Source organism: Bacillaceae bacterium S4-13-56 (genome assembly GCA_040191315.1).
Taxonomy (GTDB): Bacteria; Bacillota; Bacilli; order Bacillales; family JAWJLM01; genus JAWJLM01.
Map to the genome: position 1 here is coordinate 18,135 of JAWJLM010000033.1, position 25,047 is coordinate 43,181.

Annotated in this window: 24 protein-coding genes; 11 read left to right on the plus strand and 13 right to left on the minus strand. The window is 36.9% G+C overall.

Translation table 11 applies throughout. The annotated features are described in order from the left end of the window. Positions 1 to 205 precede the first annotated feature (205 nt). Together RZN25_10375 and RZN25_10380 are read left to right on the plus strand one after the other, a co-directional pair. Positions 206 to 640 (plus strand): ferritin-like domain-containing protein, encoded by a 435-nt coding sequence (locus RZN25_10375; GenBank protein ID MEQ6377226.1) that lies wholly within the window; start codon positions 206 to 208, stop codon positions 638 to 640. 138 nt (positions 641 to 778) lie between these two features. Then, positions 779 to 1,948: a M20 family metallopeptidase gene (locus RZN25_10380; protein ID MEQ6377227.1), complete on the plus strand. Its 1,170-nt coding sequence runs from the start codon at positions 779 to 781 to the stop codon at positions 1,946 to 1,948. Here RZN25_10380 and RZN25_10385 read toward each other — a convergent pair. The 3 genes from RZN25_10385 to RZN25_10395 are packed head-to-tail and all read right to left on the minus strand — an operon-like array spanning position 1,945 to position 4,664. Continuing rightward, complete coding sequence (locus tag RZN25_10385; protein MEQ6377228.1) at positions 1,945 to 2,658, minus strand: EcsC family protein; 714 nt, start codon at positions 2,656 to 2,658, stop codon at positions 1,945 to 1,947. The two genes, RZN25_10380 and RZN25_10385, sit on opposite strands and share 4 nt — an antisense overlap. Positions 2,659 to 2,695: 37 nt before the next feature. Further along, positions 2,696 to 3,928 carry an ABC transporter permease gene (locus RZN25_10390; GenBank protein MEQ6377229.1) on the minus strand — a complete coding sequence of 411 codons (1,233 nt, stop codon included), beginning with the start codon at positions 3,926 to 3,928 and terminating at the stop codon, positions 2,696 to 2,698. After that, on the minus strand, positions 3,921 to 4,664 hold the full coding sequence (locus RZN25_10395) for an ABC transporter ATP-binding protein (GenBank protein MEQ6377230.1): 744 nt from the start codon (positions 4,662 to 4,664) through the stop codon (positions 3,921 to 3,923). Before RZN25_10395 ends, RZN25_10390 begins: the two co-directional genes overlap by 8 nt. A gap of 562 nt (positions 4,665 to 5,226) precedes the next feature. Between RZN25_10395 and RZN25_10400 the strand changes: the two genes are divergently transcribed. The 4 genes from RZN25_10400 (at position 5,227) to RZN25_10415 (ending at position 8,533) form a co-directional block, all read left to right on the plus strand. After that, complete coding sequence (locus tag RZN25_10400) at positions 5,227 to 5,661, plus strand: HIT family protein (protein ID MEQ6377231.1); 435 nt, start codon at positions 5,227 to 5,229, stop codon at positions 5,659 to 5,661. A gap of 169 nt (positions 5,662 to 5,830) precedes the next feature. Further along, entirely contained in the window at positions 5,831 to 6,925 is a 1,095-nt protein-coding gene (gene serC, locus RZN25_10405; GenBank protein MEQ6377232.1) for a 3-phosphoserine/phosphohydroxythreonine transaminase, read from the plus strand. Between the two features lie 135 nt (positions 6,926 to 7,060). Next, the gene (locus RZN25_10410; GenBank protein MEQ6377233.1) at positions 7,061 to 7,579 is read left to right on the plus strand and encodes a tryptophan transporter; all 519 of its coding nucleotides are present in this window, start codon (positions 7,061 to 7,063) and stop codon (positions 7,577 to 7,579) included. A gap of 585 nt (positions 7,580 to 8,164) precedes the next feature. Continuing rightward, positions 8,165 to 8,533, plus strand: coding sequence for a YtxH domain-containing protein (locus RZN25_10415; GenBank protein ID MEQ6377234.1), 369 nt, complete (start codon positions 8,165 to 8,167; stop codon positions 8,531 to 8,533). Between the two features lie 1,715 nt (positions 8,534 to 10,248). Here the strand turns inward: RZN25_10415 and RZN25_10420 are convergent. Genes RZN25_10420 through RZN25_10430 form a run of 3 tightly spaced genes read right to left on the minus strand, consistent with a single transcriptional unit; the run spans position 10,249 to position 13,345 of the window. Continuing rightward, positions 10,249 to 11,235 (minus strand): glycine betaine ABC transporter substrate-binding protein, encoded by a 987-nt coding sequence (locus RZN25_10420; GenBank protein ID MEQ6377235.1) that lies wholly within the window; start codon positions 11,233 to 11,235, stop codon positions 10,249 to 10,251. 60 nt (positions 11,236 to 11,295) lie between these two features. Further along, positions 11,296 to 12,153, minus strand: a complete 858-nt coding sequence (locus tag RZN25_10425) for an ABC transporter permease subunit (GenBank protein ID MEQ6377236.1) — start codon at positions 12,151 to 12,153, stop codon at positions 11,296 to 11,298. Beyond that, positions 12,146 to 13,345: a glycine betaine/L-proline ABC transporter ATP-binding protein gene (locus tag RZN25_10430; GenBank protein MEQ6377237.1), complete on the minus strand. Its 1,200-nt coding sequence runs from the start codon at positions 13,343 to 13,345 to the stop codon at positions 12,146 to 12,148. Before RZN25_10430 ends, RZN25_10425 begins: the two co-directional genes overlap by 8 nt. A 278-nt stretch (positions 13,346 to 13,623) precedes the next feature. Between RZN25_10430 and RZN25_10435 the strand changes: the two genes are divergently transcribed. The 4 genes from RZN25_10435 to RZN25_10450 all read left to right on the plus strand — a co-directional run bounded on the left by RZN25_10435 (position 13,624) and on the right by RZN25_10450 (position 16,031). Next, positions 13,624 to 14,118, plus strand: a complete 495-nt coding sequence (locus RZN25_10435; GenBank protein ID MEQ6377238.1) for a MarR family transcriptional regulator — start codon at positions 13,624 to 13,626, stop codon at positions 14,116 to 14,118. A gap of 131 nt (positions 14,119 to 14,249) precedes the next feature. Continuing rightward, the gene (locus tag RZN25_10440) at positions 14,250 to 14,825 is read left to right on the plus strand and encodes an HTH-type transcriptional regulator Hpr (protein ID MEQ6377239.1); all 576 of its coding nucleotides are present in this window, start codon (positions 14,250 to 14,252) and stop codon (positions 14,823 to 14,825) included. Between the two features lie 313 nt (positions 14,826 to 15,138). Further along, positions 15,139 to 15,678 (plus strand): DUF3267 domain-containing protein, encoded by a 540-nt coding sequence (locus RZN25_10445; protein MEQ6377240.1) that lies wholly within the window; start codon positions 15,139 to 15,141, stop codon positions 15,676 to 15,678. Positions 15,679 to 15,845: 167 nt separating this feature from the next. Then, the gene (locus tag RZN25_10450; GenBank protein ID MEQ6377241.1) at positions 15,846 to 16,031 is read left to right on the plus strand and encodes a hypothetical protein; all 186 of its coding nucleotides are present in this window, start codon (positions 15,846 to 15,848) and stop codon (positions 16,029 to 16,031) included. A gap of 53 nt (positions 16,032 to 16,084) precedes the next feature. Here the strand turns inward: RZN25_10450 and RZN25_10455 are convergent, their stop codons facing one another. Further along, positions 16,085 to 16,168, minus strand: a complete 84-nt coding sequence (locus RZN25_10455) for a YjcZ family sporulation protein (protein MEQ6377242.1) — start codon at positions 16,166 to 16,168, stop codon at positions 16,085 to 16,087. 424 nt (positions 16,169 to 16,592) lie between these two features. On the opposite strand from RZN25_10455, the gene RZN25_10460 reads away from it, so the two are divergent. Continuing rightward, complete coding sequence (locus RZN25_10460) at positions 16,593 to 17,468, plus strand: peptidylprolyl isomerase (GenBank protein MEQ6377243.1); 876 nt, start codon at positions 16,593 to 16,595, stop codon at positions 17,466 to 17,468. Positions 17,469 to 17,653: 185 nt separating this feature from the next. On the opposite strand, the gene RZN25_10465 is transcribed toward RZN25_10460, so the two are convergent. The 6 genes from RZN25_10465 to RZN25_10490 all read right to left on the minus strand — a co-directional run bounded on the left by RZN25_10465 (position 17,654) and on the right by RZN25_10490 (position 24,937). Next, a complete protein-coding gene (locus tag RZN25_10465) occupies positions 17,654 to 17,830 on the minus strand; it encodes a sporulation YhaL family protein (GenBank protein MEQ6377244.1) in 177 nt (58 codons plus the stop codon). Positions 17,831 to 17,892: 62 nt separating this feature from the next. Next, entirely contained in the window at positions 17,893 to 19,161 is a 1,269-nt protein-coding gene (locus RZN25_10470; GenBank protein ID MEQ6377245.1) for an MFS transporter, read from the minus strand. A gap of 11 nt (positions 19,162 to 19,172) precedes the next feature. Then, on the minus strand, positions 19,173 to 20,129 hold the full coding sequence (yhaM, locus tag RZN25_10475; GenBank protein ID MEQ6377246.1) for a 3'-5' exoribonuclease YhaM: 957 nt from the start codon (positions 20,127 to 20,129) through the stop codon (positions 19,173 to 19,175). Between the two features lie 21 nt (positions 20,130 to 20,150). Continuing rightward, positions 20,151 to 20,696 carry a GbsR/MarR family transcriptional regulator gene (locus RZN25_10480; protein ID MEQ6377247.1) on the minus strand — a complete coding sequence of 182 codons (546 nt, stop codon included), beginning with the start codon at positions 20,694 to 20,696 and terminating at the stop codon, positions 20,151 to 20,153. Positions 20,697 to 20,777: 81 nt separating this feature from the next. Continuing rightward, complete coding sequence (locus tag RZN25_10485; GenBank protein MEQ6377248.1) at positions 20,778 to 23,705, minus strand: AAA family ATPase; 2,928 nt, start codon at positions 23,703 to 23,705, stop codon at positions 20,778 to 20,780. Positions 23,706 to 23,707: 2 nt separating this feature from the next. Continuing rightward, the gene (locus RZN25_10490) at positions 23,708 to 24,937 is read right to left on the minus strand and encodes a DNA repair exonuclease (GenBank protein MEQ6377249.1); all 1,230 of its coding nucleotides are present in this window, start codon (positions 24,935 to 24,937) and stop codon (positions 23,708 to 23,710) included. Positions 24,938 to 25,047: the final 110 nt, after the last annotated feature.

Here is a 25,047-nt window from a genome sequence, read left to right on the forward strand (position 1 = left end):
TCAAAAACAGGGAAGGTCCTTCCTCTTACAAAAAGAAACCATACTACAAACAAAATTCTGAGAGAGCCACCATACGGTAATCACTTTTTTTATTTTTTGACCCTATATTTATCAACTCCTACTTCTCCATTCACTTCTGTATGTTTATCCAAACAAATAAAGGGTATGAAAAAAATATAGAACATTAGGAAAGGATGAGGAGAAAATGGACGAAAAACTAAAAGAATTAATTGACGGTTTAAATGAAGACTTATCTAACGAGTATGCAGCAACTATCATGTATACGTATAATGCGGCTGTGGTATCTGGACTCTATCGTCAAGTATTAAAACCTTTTTTTGAGGGTGAGATTACAGATGAAACGAGCCACGCTCTTTATCTATCGGAAAAAATCAAAACACTTGGTGGAATCCCTACCACTACGGCAGCACCAGTTAAACAGATAACAGATGTAAAAGACATGCTTAAAGAAGCACAGCAAGCAGAAGCTGAAACGATTGAACGTTATGAGGTACGAAAGAAACAGGCAGAAGCACTTAGCTTAACAGAGCTTGTTGTTAAATTAGAAGATTTGATAGCTGATGAAACAGGACACAAAGAAGAACTCGAACGTCTACTAGAAGATCCGCGTCTCCAATAGTGAGAATAATGCCTGTCTCGTTTTAGGACAGGCATTTACTATTTTTTCCTAATCACCAAAATAACCAGAAAGAATTTGTTCTTATCCCTGTGACCGATTTGATATACTAGTAGAAACCAACGGGAGGGAGAGGATCATATGTGGAAGTTAATTGAAGGGCATATCGACGATCTATATAGCGAGATGGTCGACATTCGTCGCTATTTGCATCAAAATCCAGAATTGTCCTTTGAAGAAGAAAAAACAGCAGCATTTATTGCAGATTATTATAATAACCTTGGGATTGAACCTCGGACCAATGTAGGTGGTAATGGAGTGGTTGCCAAAATTAAGGGTGGAAAACCGGGGAAAACAATAGCGTTAAGAGCTGACTTTGATGCCTTACCTATCCAGGATCAAAAAGACGTTCCCTATAAATCCAAAGTTCCTGGTGTAATGCATGCCTGTGGACATGACGGCCACACGGCTACCTTACTCTGTTTAGCAAAAGCTATTCAGAAAGAAAGAGAAAACTTCCCTGGCACAGTGGTATTTCTTCATCAACATGCAGAAGAATATGCCCCTGGTGGTGCGAAACCAATGATTGACGATCATTGTTTAGATGGCGTTGACTATGTTTTTGGAGTCCATCTTTGGTCCAATACACCAGTTGGCGTCATTCAAACTAGTCCAGAAGCCTTTATGGCAGGAGCAGACCGGTTTGAAATCGTCATTAAAGGAAAAGGTGGTCACGGGGCACAGCCACATCAGACCAAGGATTCGATTGTTATAGCTTCTGAAGTTGTAACCCAACTCCAACAAGTAGTGAGTAGAAGGATTAATCCTTTAGACTCCGCTGTTTTGAGTATCGGAAAATTTGAGGCTGGGGATGCATTTAATATTATTGCGGATCAAGCGAAGCTCATCGGAACCGTACGAACATTTGATGATTTCGTTCAGGATAGGATTATAGAAGAAATGGAGCGGATTATTAAAGGAGTATGCTTGAGCAATGGTGCAAGTTACACAATGGATTACTTAAAAGGGTATCCGCCAGTCATTAATCACCCTACATTTGCAAAGGGAGTTATGGAGAAAGTTACAGATATAGCTGGGATTCAAAAAGCGGAATGGGTTGACCCGTATATGACTGGAGAGGACTTCGCCTATTATCTCATTGAAAGACCTGGAGCCTTTTTCTTTGTAGGGGCACAAAAAGAAGGGCATGATATTCCGCATCACCACCCTCTTTTCGATATTGATGAATCGGCCCTCCCATTGGCAGCTAAAACACTGCTTAAGGCTTACGAGGTTTTTCATGCCATTTAGTTATTATCGTTCATTAATCGGAGACGGCTTGCATTCATAGCCGTCTCTTTTAGTTGTTCCAATAAGCGTGCATTAGCCCATACACCGACTACTGCGCCAAAACCAGGAATCAATTGGAACAATTTTACGACATCTAATGTATCACGATATTCCTGCTGTAAATGATACCAATCAACTTCTTCAAATTTCCACTTAAAACGATCCCAATTTTTTACTATATGTAATACCTCTTGCTTTTTCTTATCGCGGCTGTACGTTAGGAAAAAGAGATGAAGTAAAAACATTCGTTCCTCGTGTTTTTTAACATCGAAACCATACAGTTGACCTAGATCAAACAAAAATTTCATTTTAATCCCAAGAAGCAAAGGAAAGTCTGCCATCCCTAAAAACAAACCTCCAGCCCCAGTACTTGCTCCCTCGACCATGGCTGTTTTTTTGTAGTATTCAAACCGATCGGCTATTTTCTTTTCTCTTTCCTCCAAATCCCATTGATCGTCTACTGAAATTTTATAAATATATTCAGAAGAAGTAATAGAAAGTTGAATCATTTTTTTAATGGACTCAGTTACAATCTGATGAAATCTCTGGGGAATCTTTTTGTTCCAAACGTTTTGCATTTGTTTAGATTTCTTATAAAACAAACCCTCATTCTTTTCCATTTTAACAAGCCAACGTTGAGCCTCTTGATAGGCTTTTTGTTCATAATTCATGAGATCACCCCTAATATTAAGAAAAGCCTTTGAGTTCTCAAAGGCTTGGTTTTAATCGTGTTTTGGCATAAACATAGACAAAGAGGTAAGTAAATAATCCTCCTCCTACCCAAATCAGCACAGCTCCCATTATATTACCACTAGTTAACGCAAGAATACCAAACAATATAGTTTGTATAATTAGCAGTTGAAAAGCTAAAGTCTGTACTGCTTTTACTTGTCTATCTTTAGGTACAGGATAAAGATCCATCCATGCGCTGACACGATGATGTTGAATTAAAGGAAGCATTTGAAATCCTGTGATGTAAAGGAACAGGATGGCGAACAATAATTGGGCCCATTCCTGTGACATCCAGAATATAACCAATCCACCTACCACAACAAGACGAACAAACATCCCTAAATAGTCACTGCTTCGTACAAAAGATATTCGAAAAAGAAAATCAAAGGTATTCTCCTGATTGAATCCAATTCCTTTTTTAGCAAGTTTGGAGAGTATAGCTCTTCTTTTTAATTTTTTCTTAACATGGGGGACATCGGTAAAAAGATTGGCAATTCGATAAAAGGTTTGCATTTTCGCTGTTTCTTTTTCGACTAAGAGTTCCCATGGAATTTGTACTTGTTTCTTGGCTTGAAGGTAGTTGTACATCATTAAGAACCACAAAATCAAAGTCGTAATTGCTGGAAACCAAAAGGAAGCTCCTTGAACGATGAAATAAAAAGTTAAGGTAGTTACTATATATCGCAGGAAAAGATCTATGTAGTGTCCTTTTTTTTCTTTAGAATAAAGGACCCACCAACCCGCTAACAAATTCCAAGCCTTAAATAGGATAACAACTACTAAAAACGGAAGATAGCCTAATAATGACTTGGATTCTAAGGTCGCAAAGAAAAGTGGCGCTAAGGCTGCACCAATTAAAATCACTAAGTACAACTGCATGAAAAAACTAGTCATAATCGCTGAACGAAAATAAGGTCCCATTTTTGATTCAGCAGGAATGATAAAAACAAGATCTGGTTCTTTGATAAAAGTACGAACAGAACTATTTGTTGCTACTAGACCTAAAGACAATGCTATAACCCATGCCGCAGGAAAATTTTCAGGAATTTGCATTAACCATTGTTGATAATAAAAGGCTAGTGCTGAAATTAAGAAGAAAAGAACTACGGCAATGTGCCCATTAAACATATACCTTAGATAACGGCTAATTTCTTTTCCGTAAGCAACGAGCCTTTCCTTCCATAAAGAAGTAGCGTCAAATTTAAACATGAGCATCTTCCTTTGTTAACTGTATATATAGGTCATCAAGAGTGGCATCAGGCATGTTAAAAGCTTTCCTAAGTTCAGATATGGTTCCTTGGGCACGTACCTGTCCTTCATGTAGAATAACAAAACGATCACAGTATCTTTCCGCTGTTGCTAATATATGAGTCGACATGAGCACTCCTGCTCCCTGTTGCTTCATCTTTTCCATTAACTGAAGGTAGGATTGAATGCCTAAAGGATCTAAACCAACAAAAGGTTCATCCACGATATATAATGGAGGCTCAATTAAAAAGGCACACATAATCATTACTTTCTGGCGCATGCCTTTTGAAAAGTGTACGGGGAACCAATTTAGTCTTTTTTCCATTCTGAATTCCTTTAACAAGGGTGGAAGTCTTTTTTCAAAGGTAGCTTCGTCTAACCCATAGGCTAAGGCTGTTAATTTTAAATGTTCATGAAGGGTAAGCTCATCATATAGTATAGGCATTTCAGGAATATATCCAATTTTTTGGCGATACCCTTCAGAATCTTCTGCGAAGGACTTACCCTCTATCAAAACTTTGCCCTTTCTTGGCTGCATCAGTCCAATAATATGTTTTATGGTGGTACTCTTACCAGCCCCGTTTAATCCAATGAGACCGACAATTTCATGTGCCTTCACCTCAAAAGAGATGCCATGTAAGACAGGCTTTTGGGTATATCCCCCTACTAAATCCTCAATATGTAAACGTGCAGTCACGGTATCACTTTCCTTCCATCGTATTAAATCAATTTTAACATGAATATTAGAAAACTTGGAATACGTTAAAGGGATTCTTGAAAGCGTACTTTACTTTCTTAGAAGCCCTTATACTCTTGAGTGCAAGCCCTTTTTGGCGTATTCCTAGTTGCCCTTATTCAGAAAAGCAACCAAAAAATTATGTATAGGATTTTTGAATTGAAGCATAATAAGTTTTGTAGTGAGGCAGTCAACAATTTCACTTGAGTTCCAATGTTCAGATGGAGTCGTCTATTCGATGATGAATTCTTGAAATGAGGTGTCGGTGAAAGACCATTAAACAGCTTTAAACACGTATATATTTATGTATTTGACTATGTCAAAATGTAAAATGAGGTGTTGACGGCAGGTATAATGGCGGTCTGACCTAAGATCAAAGTCACTGTCTCATCTACGAGAAGGGTGTCCGTTTTACGGACATCCTTTTTTATTCTTACCAAACTTGTCTTATTTATATTCCTTAAAGTTGCGTTTATTTCCTGCTTTTCTATACAATGGTAAAAAGAACGAAGGAGGAATATATGTGGTACATCAACAATCGGACTGTATTTTTTGTAAAATTGTAAATGGAGAAATCCCATCTGCTAAGGTTTATGAGGATGAACAGGTTTATGCATTTTTGGATATTAGCCAAGTAACCAAGGGGCACACCCTAGTCATCCCTAAAGAACATAGCAAAAATATTTATGAAACAAAACCAGAAGTGGCGAGTGAACTTTTTCAGCGAGTTCCTAAAATTGCACAAGCAGTAAAAAATGCCTTTAACCCTGTTGGATTAAACATCCTCAACAATAATGGAGAGGAAGCAGGACAATCCGTTTTCCACTTACATTTCCACATCGTTCCTCGTTATGGAAATGGGGATGGATTCGGTGCTGTATGGAAGACAAATACTGATCTATATTCTTCTAAAGATCTAGCACAAATCGCCCAACAGATTGGTGATAAGGTGGAGTAATATTGTAGTAAAAAAGGTGATTCTTTATTATATTGAGGAATCATCTTTTTTGTTTTGACCACTAAATTATTTTTCAAAATTATCCGAAATTTAGTTCACTATCACACAAAGTCTGTGATACAATACTCAAAAATACTGTATTACGTTAAATCAACAGAGGGGGATTAAAATGGAGCAGGTGTACAACTTTAACGCCGGACCAGCGGCTTTACCAAAGGACGTCTTAACGGAAGCCCACGAAAACTGGTTTGATTTTCGGGGAACCAAGGCAAATATAATGGAGCTCAGCCACCGTAGCAAGGCCTATGACGAATTGCATAAAGCGGCACTTGAGCGTATACGTTCACTCATGAACTTAGATGACAGTTATGATGTCCTTTTCCTTCAAGGAGGAGCTAGTCTACAATTTGCTATGGTACCTATGAACTTTTTGTCTAAAGATAAAGTTGGGGGATATATTCTGACAGGTTCATGGTCAAAAAAAGCACTTCGAGAAGCGAAACAAGTGGGGCATGGAGAACAATTCGGACCAAGCGATTCAGAATTTCGAAAGATCCCGTCTGCAACTGAATTTCATCAACCTGATCCTAAGGTGTACGATTATATTCATTTAACTACAAATAACACGATTTATGGTACACAATGGCAAGAGCTTCCTACCTTTTCTGATGTTCCTGTTCTAATCGACAGCTCAAGTGACTTCTTGTCCTATGATATGCCTAAGGATTCCTTTGATCTTTTATATGCAGGGGCGCAGAAAAATGCTGGCCCGTCCGGAGTGACTATTGTTGTAATTAAAAAAGAACTGATTGAAAAAGGGGCTAAAGAGATTCCGCATTTTTTACAATACAGAACGCATGCTGAGAAAAATTCCCTTTACCATACACCGCCTACATTTTCAGTTTATATGTTGTCCCTTACTCTTAAGTGGATTGAACAACAAGGTGGACTTCAAGCCATGCAAGAAAGAAACACTTACAAATCAAATCTCATTTATAATGTCATTGATCAAAGCAATAATTTTTATAAAGGATGGGCGTCTATTGAAAGTCGTTCTAAAATGAATGTGACATTTACCCTCCCTTCTGAAGAATTAACGAGAGCTTTTATCAAAGAATCTGAAAAGGAAGGTATGATGGGTCTGAAAGGACATCGATCTGTAGGTGGACTAAGAGCTTCGTTATATAACGCGGTACCTTTAGAAGCTGTTCAATACCTTGAAGATTTCATGAAAAGATTTTACATGGCCAATCGTAATAAATAAGATAGGAGTCTATGTAACTTCCATTTAGAAAAGGTTTCTGCTATAATAACTTTAATCTTTCGCAAGCGGTCATGAGGATACGTTTGGAAGGAAAAATAGTAATCTAGTATAGATTAGCTGAGGAGAGATGGAGAAATGAATATTAGAAGTTTAGTCTTGTTGTCTGTGTTTGTGGGTATTGGAGCAGTGTTACATGCAGTAGTGCCAGGTTTAGTTTTTGGAATGAAGCCAGATATGATGTTAACGATGATGTTTTTGGGAATTTTAGTTGTGCCTAAACTCCCATATGTTGTCCTAATATCTCTTGTTACTGGAATGATTTCCGCCTTAACCACTGGAATCCCAGGTGGTGCCATTGCAAATATGATTGATAAACCGATTACAGCACTTGTGTTTTTTGGACTATTCCTATTCTTTCGTAAGAAGTTATCAAGTAATGTAACGGCGATATCATTAACTGTTGTAGGAACTATCGTAAGTGGATTTGTGTTCCTTTCTGTATTGCTTCTTTTCTTAGGAATAGAAGGAAGTTTCCTACTCATGTTTACAACGATCGTTTTGCCGACAACAGCCATCAATGCTGTACTCATGGGAGTACTTTACCCAGTCATTCAGACCATTTCAAGACGCTCACAATTAATTCCAGAAGTATAATATTTAACCCTCAGCCTTTGCTGAGGGTCTTTTCTTTTTCTATTTGGATTTATTTTTAAACAAAACACATCATTCTTAATAGGAGGATTTAATCGGCTGGATTTTATCTTTTCTTACTTTCCCATTGTAAATCCCAATTTCCCGCTGCTGTTTTCTATAAGGCTTTTTGAAATAGCTTATATAAAGTGAAATTTCATCCAGTGGCAGTCCCCTCACTAATTATTAGCACTCAAGGGTATAGACCTAAAGACCCTTGAACCAATGGGACATTTACAGGCAGCTCACCAAGAAGCAAGCTTCACCAATAAGGATGAAAAATTTAATTTTTTATTTTCATGGGAGTAATACCCCACCTAGTCTTCGTTTCACTTAAGACTTGAGGTGGGGATATTAATGCCAGCTCATGCGGGATAAATTATTTGAATAATAGAATAACTATCCTATTTAAACCTCTAATCATTAATCAAAGAAAGAAAACGATGTTTTAATTATTTTTTGTTGAAAAACTGTACTATAGAATATGAATAAGACTAAACAAATAAACTCAAAACAAGTATAATGAGGGTAAAGAAGGGGGTAATGTCAATGAGTAAGGGAAAATCATTATTGGCAGGCTTTTTAATTGGAGGTGCAGTTAGTGCTGCAACTGTATTACTTACAGCTCCCTCATCAGGAAGAGAGCTTCGCGCAAAAGCCAAAAACCAAACGGAATACTACAGAAATAAGTTGGATGTTCTTTTAGAGGAAGGTGTGCAAATAAAAGATCAAGTATTGAAGACCTCAAAGGAAGGGGTAGTACTACTTAAAGATCTCTCGTCTGATGTTAGATCATCCATTGAAGGCTGGAAAAGCACAATTGAGCCTCATCAACGGAATATCGAGAAACATTTAAAAGAAATCGAGGAAAGCTTGAAGGAACTGGAGAAACAAACGAAGAGTGAAGAACAGATATAGTAAAAAAGAGATGGCCAGTTAAAATGGTCATCTCTTTTTTGGTGATTTCCTATTTCTTTATTAATTCGTGTTCACACACAAATTTATGTTTGTTTCTATTTACCAGGTTTGCCTTCTTCTCTGTAAAACAAGTCAATAGAACCGTTCTATTCACGAGGTTTGCTTCTTAAACCGGTAAAACAAGTCGATAGAACCGTTCTATTTCCCGGGGTTGCTTCCTCCACCGGTAAAACAAGTCAATAGAACCGTTCTATTTACCACGTTTGCTTCTTCGACCAGTAAAACAAGTCAATAGAACCGTTCTATTTACCGGGGTTGCTTCCTTGAGCTGTAAAACAAGTCAATAGAATCGTTCTATTTACCAGGTTTGCTTCTTCAACCGGTAAAACAAGTCAATAGAAACGTTCTATTCACTAGGTTTGCTTCCTCCACCGGTAAAACAAGTCAATAGAAACGTTCTATTCACTAGGTTTGCTTCTTCAACCGGTAAAACAAGTCGATAGAACCGTTCTATTTACCGGGGTTGCTTCCTCCACCGGTAAAACAAGTCAATAGAACCGTTCTATTTACCACGTTTGCTTCTTCGACCAGTAAAACAAGTCAATAGAACCGTTCTATTTACCGGGGTTGCTTCCTTGAGCTGTAAAACAAGTCAATAGAATCGTTCTATTTACCAGGTTTGCTTCTTCAACCGGTAAAACAAGTCAATAGAAACGTTCTATTCACTAGGTTTGCTTCCTCCACCGGTAAAACAAGTCAATAGAAACGTTCTATTCACTAGGTTTGCTTCTTCAACCGGTAAAACAAGTCGATAGAACCGTTCTATTTACCGGGGTTGCTTCCTCGACCGGTAAAACAAGTCAATAGAACCGTTCTATTTACCAGGGTTGCTTCTTCGACCGGTAAAACAAGTAAATAAAACCGCTCTATTTACCGGGTTTGCTTCCTTGATCTGTAAAACAAGTCAATAGAATCGCTCTATTTACCGGGTTTACTTCTTCGACCGGTAAAGCAAGTCAATAGAATCGTTCTATTCACTAGGTTTGCTTCCTCAACCGGTAAAACAAGTCAATAGAACCGTTCTATTTACTAGGTTTGCTTCCTCCACCGGTAAAACAAGTCAATAGAATCGTTCTATTTACTAGGTTTGCTTCCTCCACCGGTAAAACAAGTCAATAGAACCGTTCTATTTACTAGGTTTGCTTCTTCAACCGGTAAAACAAGTCAATAGAACCGTTCTATTCACTAGGTTTGCTTCTTCAACCGGTAAAACAAGTCAATAGAACCGTTCTATTCACCGGGTTTGCTTCCTCGACCGGTAAAACAAGTTAATAGAACCGTTCTATTTACCGGGGTTGCTTCTTCGACCGGTAAAACAAGTCAATAGAATCGTTCTATTTACCACGTTTGCTTCCTTGATCTGTAAAACAAGTCAATAGAATCGTTCTATTTACCACGTTTGCTTCCTTGATCTGTAAAACAAGTCAATAGAATCGTTCTATTTACCAGATAAGTCAATAGAATCGTTCTATTTACCAGATTTGCTTCCTCAACCGGTAAAACAAGTCAATAGAGAGTCTGCCCGAACCCAACGAGTCACCTCTCCCCACCACTACCATAAACACATTCGCTTATCTAGATAGGAAAGTTTTATGATTTTCTATGTATTTAAAAAAAGAGAGATGGCGTGTTCGCCATCTCTCTTCTCAACTAACTTATTCAGCTGGTTGTAAGTCTTCAATAGAATCAATTTCCATGTAGTCTGGAGCAACTAGACCAATCTTAGCACCTTCAAGGTTTGGTCCAAGATCTACAAGCTCATCTTTAAATTGCTCATATAGGTCACCATGTGTTCCTGGAAGCCACGCAGCTACCATTCCATCTGCACCGCCTTGAGCAACTGCTTCCCACATAGCTGCATTCTCAACAGACTTAATGTCTACTTCGAATCCATGATCACGCATTACTTCAGCGATAACATTTGTAGACGCGATTTCAGAATCCCATAGCACATAAACTAACTCTATTTCGTTTCCATCCACTTTGTCCACGCCATCTAGCCATTCAGCTATTTTGTCTGAGTTTGCTTCAATCCAGTTACGTGCAGCTTCTTCTTCACTAGCACCATTGGTAATTTCAAGCATAACGGATTCCATATCAGCCGCAGTCCAATTGAACTGATCTAGGATTTGGTAAGCTTCAGGTTCTTCTTCCTCTAAACCTTGGCGAACCATTGTGTTAATTTGTTCAGCTTCCCCAAATACACCTTGTGGATCTTCTAAGTAATGAAGGTCATATTTAGCAAATTTCCAGTGTGGAGTCCATCCAGTTACTATAATAGGCTCCTCGTTCTCAATGGCCTCCGTTAATAAAGTAGCCATTGTACCACTTGAAGAAGTTTGTACACTCCATCCTGCAAGATTTTCATAATCTTGTGTTGCTTGTTCAGCTGCCTTAACTACACCAGCTCCCGGCTCAATACCTGTAATGACATAATCCATTTCTTCACCATAAGTAGCAGCAGCATCATCACCTGTATTTCCTGCATTATTATTAGCAGAAGTATCATTTCCGCCATTTTCTTCTGTGTTATTTGCATTGTTTGCTGGTTCATTTTCTTCATCAGAACCACATGCAGAAACGATAAGTACTAGTGCAAGCACTAGTGCCATTCCTAAGTGTTTCCATGTTAGTTTAAACATGATTAATTCTCCCCTTTATTTAATATTTATTTCAATCCACTATTTAGTGGATTGTTCACATTATTGACCTTTTTGCTTATTCAGGTATTGAGTAAAACGGTCCATTATAATGGCCAAAATAACAATTCCAAAACCTGCTACAAACCCTAGACCTACCTGATTTCGAGATAAGGCCGTTTGAACGATCTTCCCTAGTCCAGGTGCACCAATCATGGATGCAATAACAACCATTGAAAGGGATAGCATAACTGTTTGGTTAACCCCTGCCATAATTGTTTTCGTAGCGAGTGGAAATTCAACCTTTATAAGCTTTTGAAAACCCGTACTTCCGAAAGATTCAGATGCTTCAACAAGCTCATCCGGTACCTGCCTTATAGCTAGGTTAGTTAACCTGATAGTTGGTGGTGTTGCAAATATTAAGGATGCGAACACCCCTGGAACCATACCAATACTGAAGAATGCAACTGCTGGGATCAAATAAACAAAGGCCGGCATAGTTTGCATAAAATCCAATATAGGAGTCATAATTTTCTCGAAAATATTACTTTTTGACATTAAGATCCCCAATGGAATACCAATAATGATCGAAATGATACTAGCGGTTAAAACAAGAACAAAGGTTTCAACTAGTTCTGTCCAAAGTCCTTGATTGTATATGAAAAGTAGTCCAATAATTGAAAATGTTGCTAAACCGAATTTTTTGCCAGAAACAAAGAATGCTAATATGGCAACAATCAGAATAATTGGGACAGCAGAAATCTCAACTAAATTTTCAGTGACTGTTTTTTCAAGGAAATCCCCAAAATCTTCACGAATAAATTCAAATGGGACGGCTAGAGCTTCCTGTAACCAATCTGTAAAATTTTTAATCCAATTCGCTACTGGTATTTGAGGCCATTTATCGACAAAATCAAACATGGTCTAATCGCACCTCACTTTGTCCTGCCAAAGCTGCAATCACAGCTCCACGAACGATAATTCCTTTTAATCTCCCATCTTTAAGAACTGCAACAGGAACATGGGAATTATAAATAATATCAAATATATCATGCATAGAGGTTTCAGGATCTACAGTTGGCACGTCAGACTCAAGAATTTCGGTAAGATCCTTCACATTATTCTTCACAGCCTCTGATGCCTTGTCTGCAGTAACATAACCTTTCAAATTTCTTTGCTTGTCTACCACGTAGATACTAGAAATCCCTTCTTCTTTCATTCTTTCAAGAGCTACGCGTGGTCCATCCTTTTCAATCGTTATAGTCTCAGGACGCTTCATAATGTTTTCAGCATTTAAAATCTTAGATCGATCAACGTCTTCCACGAATCTTTCTACATAATCATTGGCAGGGTTCACCAATATTTCTTCTGGAGTACCTATTTGAACAATCGAACCATCTTTCATGAGTGCAATCCTATCACCAATTCTTAGAGCTTCATCTAAGTCATGAGTGATAAAAATGATAGTCTTCTTCATTCTCTCTTGAAGATCAAGAAGTTCATCTTGCATTTCCTTCCGGATTAAAGGATCAAGTGCAGAAAAAGCCTCATCCATTAACAGCACTTCAGGATCATTGGCAAGAGCTCTCGCCAATCCGACACGTTGCTGCATCCCACCAGACAGTTCAGATGGATATTGATCAATGTTTGCACCTAACCCAACTAAATCTAGAGCTTCAATTGCTTTTTTGCGGCGGTCCTCTTTGTTCATTCCTTGGACTTCCAAGCCATATTCCGCATTTTCTAAAATGGTACGATGAGGGAATAAAGCAAATCTTTGGAATACCATACTTAACTTTTCACGTCTAACTTGACGTAAATCTTTTTTATCCATTCTAGCCAAGTTACTTCCATCAATAAAAACATCACCGACCGTTGGCTCGATAAGTCGATTAATTAAACGGACCAATGTGGATTTTCCACTTCCTGAAAGACCCATGATAACAAATGTTTCTCCTTCTTCTACTTCAAAAGAAGCTTGATTGACGCCAACTGTGTTACCAGTTTTTTTGAAAATCTCTTCTTTCTTCATCCCTTCTTCCATAAGTTTCAAGGCATTCTTTGGGTTCTTTCCAAAGACTTTGGATAAGCCTTTCACTTCAATAATCGGCATATAAGTTCACCTCAATTTTTCATTCAATCTATAAAAATGCCAAAAGTATTCACTCGCTAAAAGCCTCTTTAACTATAACTCTACTACTAATTTCGCACAAACTGTATATTCTTTTAAATAAGTTGATATAATTCATACAGATAAAACTGTACAATATAAACATGTAACTTGCTCCTTTTTCCTTAAATATGCTCCAATTTTTACATAGATCGTCCATTTCCATTTTTTATATTTTTAATGTACGGTAAATATTAGTACATGATGAAGGAGGTCTCTTCATGACGATATCGAACAAAACGATTGCTCTTCGAATTCAAGAGGATATCATTAACGAGTTTACGAAAACGATAGAAATGTTCGACCTTACTCCTTCCGAAGCTCGGTTATTCGCCACTCTATATTTATATGGCGAACCAATGACCTTAGATGAAATGAGCGAAGCATTGGGGAAAAGCAAAACATCTATGAGTACTGGAATTCGTACATTACTAGACCAGAAGCTTGTGGAACGCGTTTGGAAAAAAGGGGAAAGAAAGGATTATTATAAAGCTGATGAAGCTCTATACAAGAAGTTTATGTCCAATTATACTCAACGTTGGCTCGAGTTAACTATCCGTCAAAAAGAAGCATTATCTAAAATAAAACATCACATAGAAACTTCTCAAGTAAAGGGTGACCAAGACTTTGGGCACTTTATTGAAAAAATCCAAGACATGATTGAATTCCACGATTCATTAGAGAAAGTTTTCAAAGGAATTGCTAAAAAAGGCTAATTCACCCTCTGAAAAATGTGAACATTTTGTGAACATTTAAAAACTATAAAATCTATTCTTTATTCTTAAGTATTTTATTGTCATAATAATAGATAACAAGTAATCTATTATTATTTGAAGTTGGTGGAATTATGACGGATCGTGAGTCTGTAAGAGAAGCCATTCTTTACGGTCACAAAACGGTTCAGTTGAGTAAAGCGTTATGGAAGGCTGTAGAGAAAGATTGGCAACAGTGGATCAAACCTTATAATTTAAACATCAACGAACATCATATTTTATGGATTGCCTTTCATTTAAAAGGCGCCAGTGTGTCTGAAGTTTCAAAGTTTGGAGTTATGCACGTTTCGACAGCTTTTAACTTCTCCAAAAAGTTAGAAGAAAGAGGCTTACTCACTTTTTCAAAGAAAGAGAATGACAAGCGAAATACTTACATCGAGCTTACCCAGGCTGGTGAAGATCTTCTTCTGGAGACATTAGAAAACTATGTACCCACTGAACATAGTTCCTTTCAAGGTGCCTTGCCTTTAAAAGAACTATACGGAAAGTATCCCGAGTTGTCAGAACTAGTAGCTATTGTTCGCCAAATTTACGGGAAAGATTACATGGAAATATTCCAAAGAAGTATGGAGAACATCGACAAAGATTTTTATGATGAGCATGGCATTTTAAAAAAGACCAGATTACCAACTAAACAACAAGACTCGTGATCCTAAAATTATAAACTATAGAGAACGAATTTCTTTTCTAAAATTTTGAAAAGGCTTTCGTTCTTTTTTTTCTTTTCCTTTGTTTTACTGTGCAATAATATTGTCATATTTCCTAGCAAAAAAATAAAAAAAAGTATTGATTTCTCTTGGTAAAAATCGTATGATTCCATGGTATAAGATCTTTAAATGATCTTTTGCCTACTCACAATTAGCGCTATTATGCAAAAAATAGTAGTGAGTGGAATTAAAGAGATTGTTTACCTTTTTAAACAATCCCATGACCCAATTTTGTGACCTAATAGGGGGATTTACAATGAATTGCTGGAAATCAGTAAACATCAGCCATGATTATGGATCATCACGTGTTCATCTGATGTCTATTATTCTAGGACTAATATCTTTTTTAGTTTTATATGTACCTTTTTCAATGTATCATGGAGTAATAGAAATTCATGAAAATGGAATATACTTTTTTGTGGGATTTGTAATCTTACTACCTTTTATGCATAGGCTGACCCATATACTTCTGGCTGTCATACTATACAAAAAAATACACGTTAAGTTTAAATGTAAAAATCCTTTGATTCCGAGGCTTTGTTATAAACTTGATTCACCTTTATCAAAATTTTCTTCCATTTTTCTCGCATTAGGACCTAGTATTTTATTAACATTACCACTTTTAATTATGGCGAATATATTCGTTGGTTATATGCCGTATCTTATGTTATTAGCCTCTTGTAATATAGCACTTTCTTTTACTGACTTTATATATATGCACCAGTTCTTCAAAGCACCTAAACGTTGTATAATTGAAGAAGCAAAAGAAGGTTATGATATTCTAATAAAACCGTAATAATTCTTTTTAAACCTACTTCTACTTGAAGTGGGTTTTTCTTATGCCATTCCAGTCCAACAATTTAAAAATATGAATAGCATCTTTCTTGTATTTTATGATATTTCTGTTCAAGCTAATGAATTTTTGGTACAGTTATTACTGTATTTGCAAAAGGAGGTTCATTTATGCTTTTTTTCTTTATTCCCTATGCTTTATTTATCTTGTTTCTTTTTAATTCATTGACCCATAATCTTGTCCTTCGTACGGAAATGTCTCAGGAAAAACAACCTTTTGTATTTAGGACAATCAATATTTTGATTACGATCCTTCTCCTGTCTTTTTATGTTGAGGTAAGATTTGGTACAGTGTAAGACAAAAACTCCGGTAATAAATAAACCGGAGTTTTTTTAGGTAGATGCAAGATTTAGAACCAAGCGGCACCTACGATTATTAACAGAATGAACAATACGACGATTAAAGCAAAGCCCCCAGTGTAACCGTGGCTCATGAAAATCCCTCCTTATTTGTAGGCTACTGTATCTTATGCAGATGCATGAAGAATGAATGGGCTCTTTGCCCAAAATAAGGTGAAACTTCAATTAGTTGCCGTCCCCCACTGATTGTTAGCATCCAAGGGTATGACCCAAAGGCCCTGCCCTTAACCGTTTGGACATTTACAGGCATTTATCCCTCACCTACTCTTTTCGTATCACTTAAGGCTTGAGTTGGGGGTATTACTCCCATGAAATAAAACATTAAATTTTTCATTCTTGTTGGTGAAGCTTGACGGTTGGCTGCCCGTTCAGGCGAGATAAAGTGAAACTTCAAATTGATGTATAATCACCCTATTTATTTTTTATTAAGATATGGTATATTATTTTAAGGAGAAAAGGACAAGCAAATGTAAAATCCAACATATAGGAGTGGACAAAGTGTTTAAAAAATTATTAATTTCAGGGGTAGTTGTTTTATCTTTGGCTTCCCTTGTTGCATGTACTGAAAACGAAGTTCAAAAAGATGAAGAGGAGTTAGTGGTGGAAACTTCAAAAGGGAATATTACAGAAGAGGAATTTTACCAAGAACTTAAGGATCGATATGGTGAGGCTCTACTTCATGAGATGGTTATAACAAAGGTTCTTGAGGAAACTTATGGTTCGGTTGATCAAGAAGTTGATGCTGAAGTCCAACGTCTAAAAGATGAATTTGGTGATCAATTTGAAGCGGCCTTGCAGCAAAATAATTATAAAAATGAAAATGATTTCCGTAAGGATGTGAAATTTGGTTTGTTGCAGGAAAAAGCAGCGACTGAAGGTATAGAAATTACGGATGAAGACATCGAGAATTATTACAACAACATGAAGCAAGAAATACAGGCAAGCCATATTTTAGTGGCAGATGAAGAGTTAGCTCAAGAGATTTATGAGAAAGCTAAAAACGGAGACGACTTTGCTGAATTGGCTAAAGAATACTCCACAGACCCTTCTGCTGAATCCGGTGGTGACCTTGGTTATTTTGGCGTAGATCGAATGGTCCCTATATTTGAAGAAACAGCTTATAGCCTAGATATAAATGAAATTAGCGAACCTGTACAGTCTCAATTTGGCTGGCATATCATTAAAGTAACTGATAAACGCGAGGTCAAAGAAGAAGTACCTCCACTTGACGAAATAAAAGATGACATAAAAAGCAAACTTATTAACCTCCAAATTAATGCGGAAGAAGCGAAAGCGAAAATTGACCAACTCATCAACGATTCGAATGTAGACATCAAAATTGATGAATTTGAAAATCTGTTTAATGAAGAATAAGAAAAGCGCAAGCGCCCTTCGAAACAAGAAAAGCACTTGTTTCTGCGAAGTAGCTCTATGTAGCTTTCCTTACTCAAGGCAAAAACTTCGAAGATTACTCGAGGAAGCTTTTTTGCTGGAGCTAGACAAATTTTATACTTTCTTATCTTGTAACAAAAAGCAGTGCTTGTTGGCACTGCTTTTTGTTAGCTTGTTTTTTTATGTCGATCTTTTTTTATTCTATCCATATACACTTGGCCTTCTTTTTCAATTACCTGCATTTCATCTTTGTAATCATCTCTCATAGCTCTCAACGCCATATATCCACTGAAAAGAATCATTAAGAAAATCAACAACACCCACAATGGGACACTAGTAAACATAAAGGGTCACCTCACGCTTTTTTTCTATTGTATGAACCCTTGTCCCATTTTAGAACTATGTCTTATGTTGTTGATGTGGGTTGGACTTTTTCTAGCCTATGGAACAGAATACTGTAAAGAAATGCCCCACTTAATGCAAGAACACCCAATAAGATGAACACTACCTGATAAGAGAACCAATCTGAAAAGGCTAAACTAATTGGGGCTAGTAGTCTCCCAATAGTAAATCGCAGACTAGCAGCAGAGAAGTATCGGCCTCTCATGTGATCAGGGGCAAGCTTAGAAATAAAACTTTCCTGGACCCCTGCCACCATAAGCTCTGCCAGTGTGAAGATTGAAATAAGAATCAGTAACACCCATACATTCGTAAAGAAACCAAACAGGGATATAGCAATCGCGTATAAACAGCTAGATAGGATGAACGCTCTTGATTCTTTATATTTACTCATAACCTTCGTTATATAAACCGTAAATAGAGCTACAAGGAGTCCATTGGTAGCCAGGACAAGTGAAAAAGCTTGTGCCCCTTTTACTTCCCATTTCCAATCAAAAATTCGCAATAGAGTTTGCTGACCAACACTATCCTTCATATAAACGGAAATAATGAGGTCTAATTGCATAAAGGTTTGAGCAATCAATATACCAGCAAGAATAAATAGTAGAAACATCTTATCATTTACAATAATTTTATAATCCTGTATTTCATCCCAAATAGCTGAATACCAGGATCTTTTTTTCGTCTCCTTTTTTGCTTGTAAAGGAGCTGTTTCCCTTAGATATCGGGATAGAACAAAAGCTAAAATAGCACTTATTATGACTCCAGCAAGAAGCATTTGGAATCGATATTGGAAGAACACAAGTCCCCCAATAATAGGGCCAACAACAACTGCGATATTAATTGCAGTATAAAAAACGGCAAACACCTGTGTTCGGTTTTTCTCATCTACCACATCAGCAACCATAGCATGGGAAGCTGGCCAATAAAACGATCCACAAATACTTAATAGGCTAAAAGCAATGAAGGTTGCAAGAGGAGAATTCCACCACGGAGAATTTGCCGCTGCAAAAAGGACAAAAGATATACTTTGCCCCATCACAGATAATACCATCATTTTTTTTCGACCATATCGGTCAGCACAGTACCCCCCTACAAGATTGGCAATTACAGAGAAAAATTGCGATATAATCAATAATATACTTGCTTCTTTTTTACCAAAGGTATCCGAAAAAAAGATCGTCATAAACGGAAAGAAGGACCAGAACAAAATGTTCATTACACCTTCACCGTACAATCGTAGTTTTAAATTAAAGTCCCAGTCTTTCCATTTCATAAAAAATTCTCCTATTCAATTTTCACCATACCTTGTGATAATGGTTTATAAAAGCTACGATTATCCATAGCAAATAAGCGGTCAGTAAATTCACCTGGAGCAACTTTCTCAAGAGCTCGATCTAACATATTCATTTTTGCATCGATCAAATCAATCATGTGCAGAATTTCAGCTTCTCTAATCATCGGAGTCTTAGGACTTCCCCATTCGTTTTTTCCATGATGAGAAAGAATCATATGTTTCAGTAGCAATACATCTTCACCTTCAATTTCCAACTCTTGTGCCGCAAGTGTGATTTCATCACTCATGATAGAGATATGCCCTAGTAATTTGCCCTCCAATGTGTAAGAAGGTGCTGCAACACCAGAAAGTTCCTTTAATTTGCCAAGGTCATGAAGAAGAACTCCGGCATAAAGCAAGTCAAGGTTAAGGGAAGGATATAATTGAGCCAGGCTTTTAGCTAAATTAAGCATACTGACCACATGATGGGCTAACCCCGAAACATATTCATGATGATTTTTAGTGGCTGCAGGGAAAACAAAAAAATCATCATTATATTTTTTTATAAAATAGCGGCAAATTCTTTGGAGATTTGCATTTTTCATCTCAAAAATCACTTCGGTTATGCGGTCCATTAACTGACTTTGCTCGACAGGAGCCTTTTCTAGAAAGTCCGAAAGTTGAACACCGTCCATTGGACTACTCAATCGAATTTGTTGAATTTTTAATTGTGGCTTCCCACGAAACTGATTGATTTCTCCACTCACTTTTATAATTTCTGGTGGCTGAAAATGTTCTTCATCCTCTTTGGTTGAGTCCCATAGTTTTGCCTCCATTTCACCTGATGCATCCTTTAGGATCAATGTTAGGAAGGGCTTCCCATTACTTGCCGTCCCCTTTGTTACAGACTTTACTAACAAGAAGCCATCAAAGGCTTCTCCAATTTGATAGTTACTAATTCCCCTCATTTCAATTCCCCTCCCTTATGCCTAATCCCTTGGAATAAGCTTAAAAATTTCTCCTGACTCCACAACTTGGATAAATTTCATGAGCCACTTATAATAATTTTTTGCATACTCAAGCTTTTCTAGATCATTGGTAATCTTCTCTTTGAGATGTTCATCTGTTGTCACCTTAAGAAGATCATGTAAGCTCTCAATGGTTTCCTCCGCCTCATCAATGTTTGTCTCCGTAAAACCTCTCCATCGATTCCCAAACAAAGATGTAAACGATTTATACCAATCTTCTTCAGAATGATATAAATCCTTCCTTATTCCCTTTTTATAGGCAGTTTCAACCATTCTTAATTCTGATAACGAGCGTACACCTGTCGACATACTTGTCTTACTCATTTGTAATGCTTGACTCATTTCATCTAGTGTTAATGGCTTTTCAGAAAAGTAAAGGACTCCATATAAGCGACCTACTGAGGATGTAATTCCATATAAGGACATATTCTTTGCGATCACTTGGATAAACTTTTCAATCGTTTGCTCATACTCATTCCATTCTTTAGTAGCTTTTTCTTCAGCCAAAATAGAAACCTCCGTTTGTTAGACCTTTTTGCAAAAACAATTTTATCATGATTCAAAGCAATTCGCGAGATTTCATAGATTTTATAGACTTTTTTTTATAATTTTAGGATCATCTAATCTTAAAACAGGAATGGTGCTGTGTTTCCCTTCAAAGTCATATTGATTCGCTGTAAACATCAAAATCTGGTGATAATCGCTTAGTTTAGCTAAGGCCTGAAATAGATTTTGGCGGCGGTCCTCATCAAAGTGTACAAAAGCATCGTCCAAAAAAAACGGAAACCTGACTCCCTGATTTGAAGTTAAGCAAAGAGCAAACCTTAAAGCTATATATAATTGTTCCTTTGTTCCTTGGGATAACTCCTCAACAGCAAATGGAACATGGTCATATCGTTGAACCATAAAGCGATTAGAAACATTAACAGGAGCATAGACATTCTCATAGGTTCCATCTGTTAGCTCAGAAAAAAGCTCCGATGTGACAATCAGCAAATCTGGTAAACGTTCTTCTTTAAATTTTCTCTTGGCGCGTTGAAGCATATCCTCTTGAATAGTTAGCTTAACCCATTCTTTAACAAGTACTTGTAGACGATCTTTTTCTAGTTGCATTTTTTCCTGTTGGATAGCCACTTCTGTAGAATTTTCGAGATGTTGTATAAGAGCTTTTTCTTTAGCGATATCCTCTTTTTTCTTGTCGAGTTGTTCCTCCAGTTCTTTCCCCAGTTCTTGTAAAGCCTTTGACTGCCCTTGCCAACCAAAAATATCTAATTGTTCCCGTAAGACTTCTTCTTGTTTTTCACGTGATGGTATGACAGAATGAATACGATTTTGGACTTTTTTCTCCTCTTGTTCTAAGCTTTGCTTTTCCCTTACTTCTTCTGCCTTTAGATAGTAAGCCTCTTCCCCCTCCACTTTTGCCTGTTCAAAAAATGCCCTTTCTTCACGCAACAATGGGGCCAACTTTCTCATGACCTCTGTTTGCTGACGATTAAGATCCACTAAATCTTGTTTGAGGTTTTGGATACGTTCCTTGGCGTAGGACAAGTTTTTATATTCCTTTTCTAGGGATAGTCGTTTTTCTTCAAAAGTTTCCCCGTCTAAAATAGATCTTTCTATGTCATTTTCAAACCTCTTCAATTCCTCTTGTAATTCTACGATTTTGCGAGTTAACGATTCCCTTTCTATCACTTGCTCTTTTACTTTCTTTAAATGTTTAAATACACTAGACCACAAAGATAGTTGAATGTCTGATAGAAAAGGGTATTGCTCTATTTCTTTTCTCTGGTTTTCCATTACTTCGTTCAGTAGGGTATCAATCCGTTGTATTTCTAGAGAAACATTTCTCTTCTCTTTTTTGCGTTCATTTAATAGTCTCATCAATTCTTTTTCTTCTTGGAAAATCTTCTCTTGCTCTAAAATATTTTTTTGGAGTTGTTTCTCCTCTTGAAGATGTTCATTTGTAATTGTGTTTTTATTACCACTTTGGAAATTTTCTTTTTTAGAAGTCATTAACATGTAAATCGTACTGATTAAAAAAAGACCTGCTACTATCAAGTAAAGTGGTTGCTGGGAAAACCAACTTACAACAGAGAATAATAGAGTGGCTATGAATCCAAAACCCAAGAATATTTTTCTCTGTCTTTCTTGCCATTTTCTCATTTCATTTCCCTGTTTTCTTTCAAAATCTTTCTTCCACTCTAGCTGTTGAATATTCTGAAGTGCCTTTTTCCAGTCTTCCCATTCATTTGAATCTACTTTTTTCTTGGGTAATGTCTGAAGAGAATTCTCTAGTGTTTGAATATTTTCTGACAGTTGTCTTTCTTTTTGAATCAGCTTTTCTTGTTCTTCCTTATACTTCCGATCATCTAAATAAAGCTGCAACCAATATTCTTCTTTGTAAAAGGGTAAATCCATTTGCTGAATGTCTTCCTCTACTTTTACCCCCATTTCCCTTTGCTGCTCTATAATTTTGTTTTGAATAGATTCCAAATCTTTTTGTTTTTGTTTGAATTCTGAGCTCTTAAATTGATATTCCTGGATTCCCTTATAAAGTCTTTGAACTTCTTTTTGCTCACCTTCTGTTTTGTCTTTTGGTGTTAAGGTTTGAAGTTCAGATTCTTTTTCTTCCATTCTGTACTCAATAGACTCTTTTTCACTTAGGAGTGGGCGAATTTGTTCTTTCAACGATTGATGTCTAGCGATCCCGTTGCTAGGAAAGGAAATATATTCATCCATGTTACTTAATTTTTCTTTAATCTCCAGATATTCCTGTAAAAAGGGAGCTGCTTGGATTTTTCGGTCTAAATCCTCGATTTGAAAAGAAATATTTTTCTTTTCCTTTGTTAAATTGGTGATTTCCTTGGAAAGTTCCTGAAGTTTTTCATGACTGTCTACATATTTCTTTTCTTGCTGTTTTAGCTGGTGGAGTTGTGCTCCACTTTCCTTTAATTCGTTGAGAAGATCATTAATTTCCGGTTTCTTTCCTCTTTCTTTAAATAATTGTTCTCTTTGCGCTTGGATTCTTCTTTCTAATTCATTAATCTTTTTAGTACCACTCATTCCCAAACCAAATAACAAGTCCCCAAGTTTTCCTTCATCCATTTGTTCAATATCTTGGAGATCATGGACATCAAAAGAATAAATAGCATCAACCATTCTTCGATCTAATCCGCCATATATTTTTCTTAACCACGATTCATCTTTTACTTCTCCATCAGAGAAAAGGCATCTCGCCTCGTTATTCCATTGTCCATCTATCCTTTCTAAGATAAAACTTCCATAATTGGGATGATCGATCCAGGCTCGCCCACCAATAGGACCCCCCTTTTTCGGCCGAAAAAATTCTCTTTGCTTAGGAGGTAGTCCAAAAAACAGATACAGGAGAAATTTTCGCAAAGAACTTTTTCCCGATTCATTTTTACCTTGAATTACCGTAATTCCATGAGATTTTATGGATAGAGTGAAGTTCTGCCATTTCGCAAAATTATAAATTTCTATTTTTTCAATTTGCATCTTTACTCCTCCAATAAAGCTTCTAAAAGTTCAAATTCTGCTTCTCTTATCAATTCGCGCCAGTCCTCATCAGTGATTTCTTGGATGTACTTACGGCCAATGGAATGTTTTGTAATGGGGGATAATAGATCTTGAGAAGGGGGCTCTTCATTATTCATTCTGATTAACTCCCCAATGAAATGAGAATGATGGGCTAACTCCTCGCGATCCCACTCTTGTCGAAATTCCATTTGGAACTGATCGACCCAAATCCATAGATCATCTTGGTCTTCTCCATCATTTAATAGATCCAAAAATTCCATTCTAGCATGGGGATCCTTTAATCTCTTTTCTAACTGACCATCTCCTATAAGTTTCAGGGAAATAACCATTTTTCCATGATCTCGTTTCAATTCTTCTTTTTCTTTATGAAAAAAATCCATCCATTCCTCTAAAGTCGAGTATTGATTCAGATTGTATTCCAGTGTCTCAAAAAGAATATCTTGTACAAAAATTTGATTCATAACAGGAGGATGATTTTTGGAGAGCTCCACTAGAAAAGCTCCCTTTTCTCCTTGCTCTTTTCGATGTCTTCCTTGGATATTACCTGGATAAACAATGGGTGGATCCTCGTTCAATATTTGTTGCTTGTGAATATGGCCTAAAGCCCAGTAATCAAACCCCTGCTGAAGCAAATCCATTTTTTGAAAAGGAGCATACACATCATGATCGGTATTGGTAGCCAAACTTCCATGAAGCATAGCAATTTGAAAAGCTTCGTTGAATTCTTTATTAAATTCGAGCGCTTTGTTATCATATAATGATCTTCTTTCATAGCTAAATCCATGTATGGATGCTACATGAAGATTATTTTTGAAAAAGGGCTTTGTAGTTACGTTTTCTGTTTCAAAAATCTTTACGTTAGGAGGATAATCAACAGGAAAATAATCACCAGACAGGTGATCATGGTTCCCGTGTTGCACAAACACTTCAATTCCCTTTGCGTGAAGCTTTTGACATTCCTTTCGAAAGCGAATTTGCGAGGTGAGACTCCGTGCATCCTCATCAAAAACATCCCCAGAAATTAATAGGAAATCCACTTTTTCCTCCATAGCAATGTTAGTTAATGTTTCAAAAGCTTTATATGTACTTTCGCGTATATCTTTTAATAATCCCTTAGGAATGTTGGTCATCCCTTTAAAAGGTGATCCTAGATGTAAATCAGCACAATGTATAAAACGAATCTTTTCCATAAAGATCCCTCTCTCCTCTTCGTAACTTCCCTTTCATTTTACCAAACTTTTCTTACGAATGCACGTTCGGATTATATTGTTTTTTCTTATGGTCATCCTAAAGATTAGGA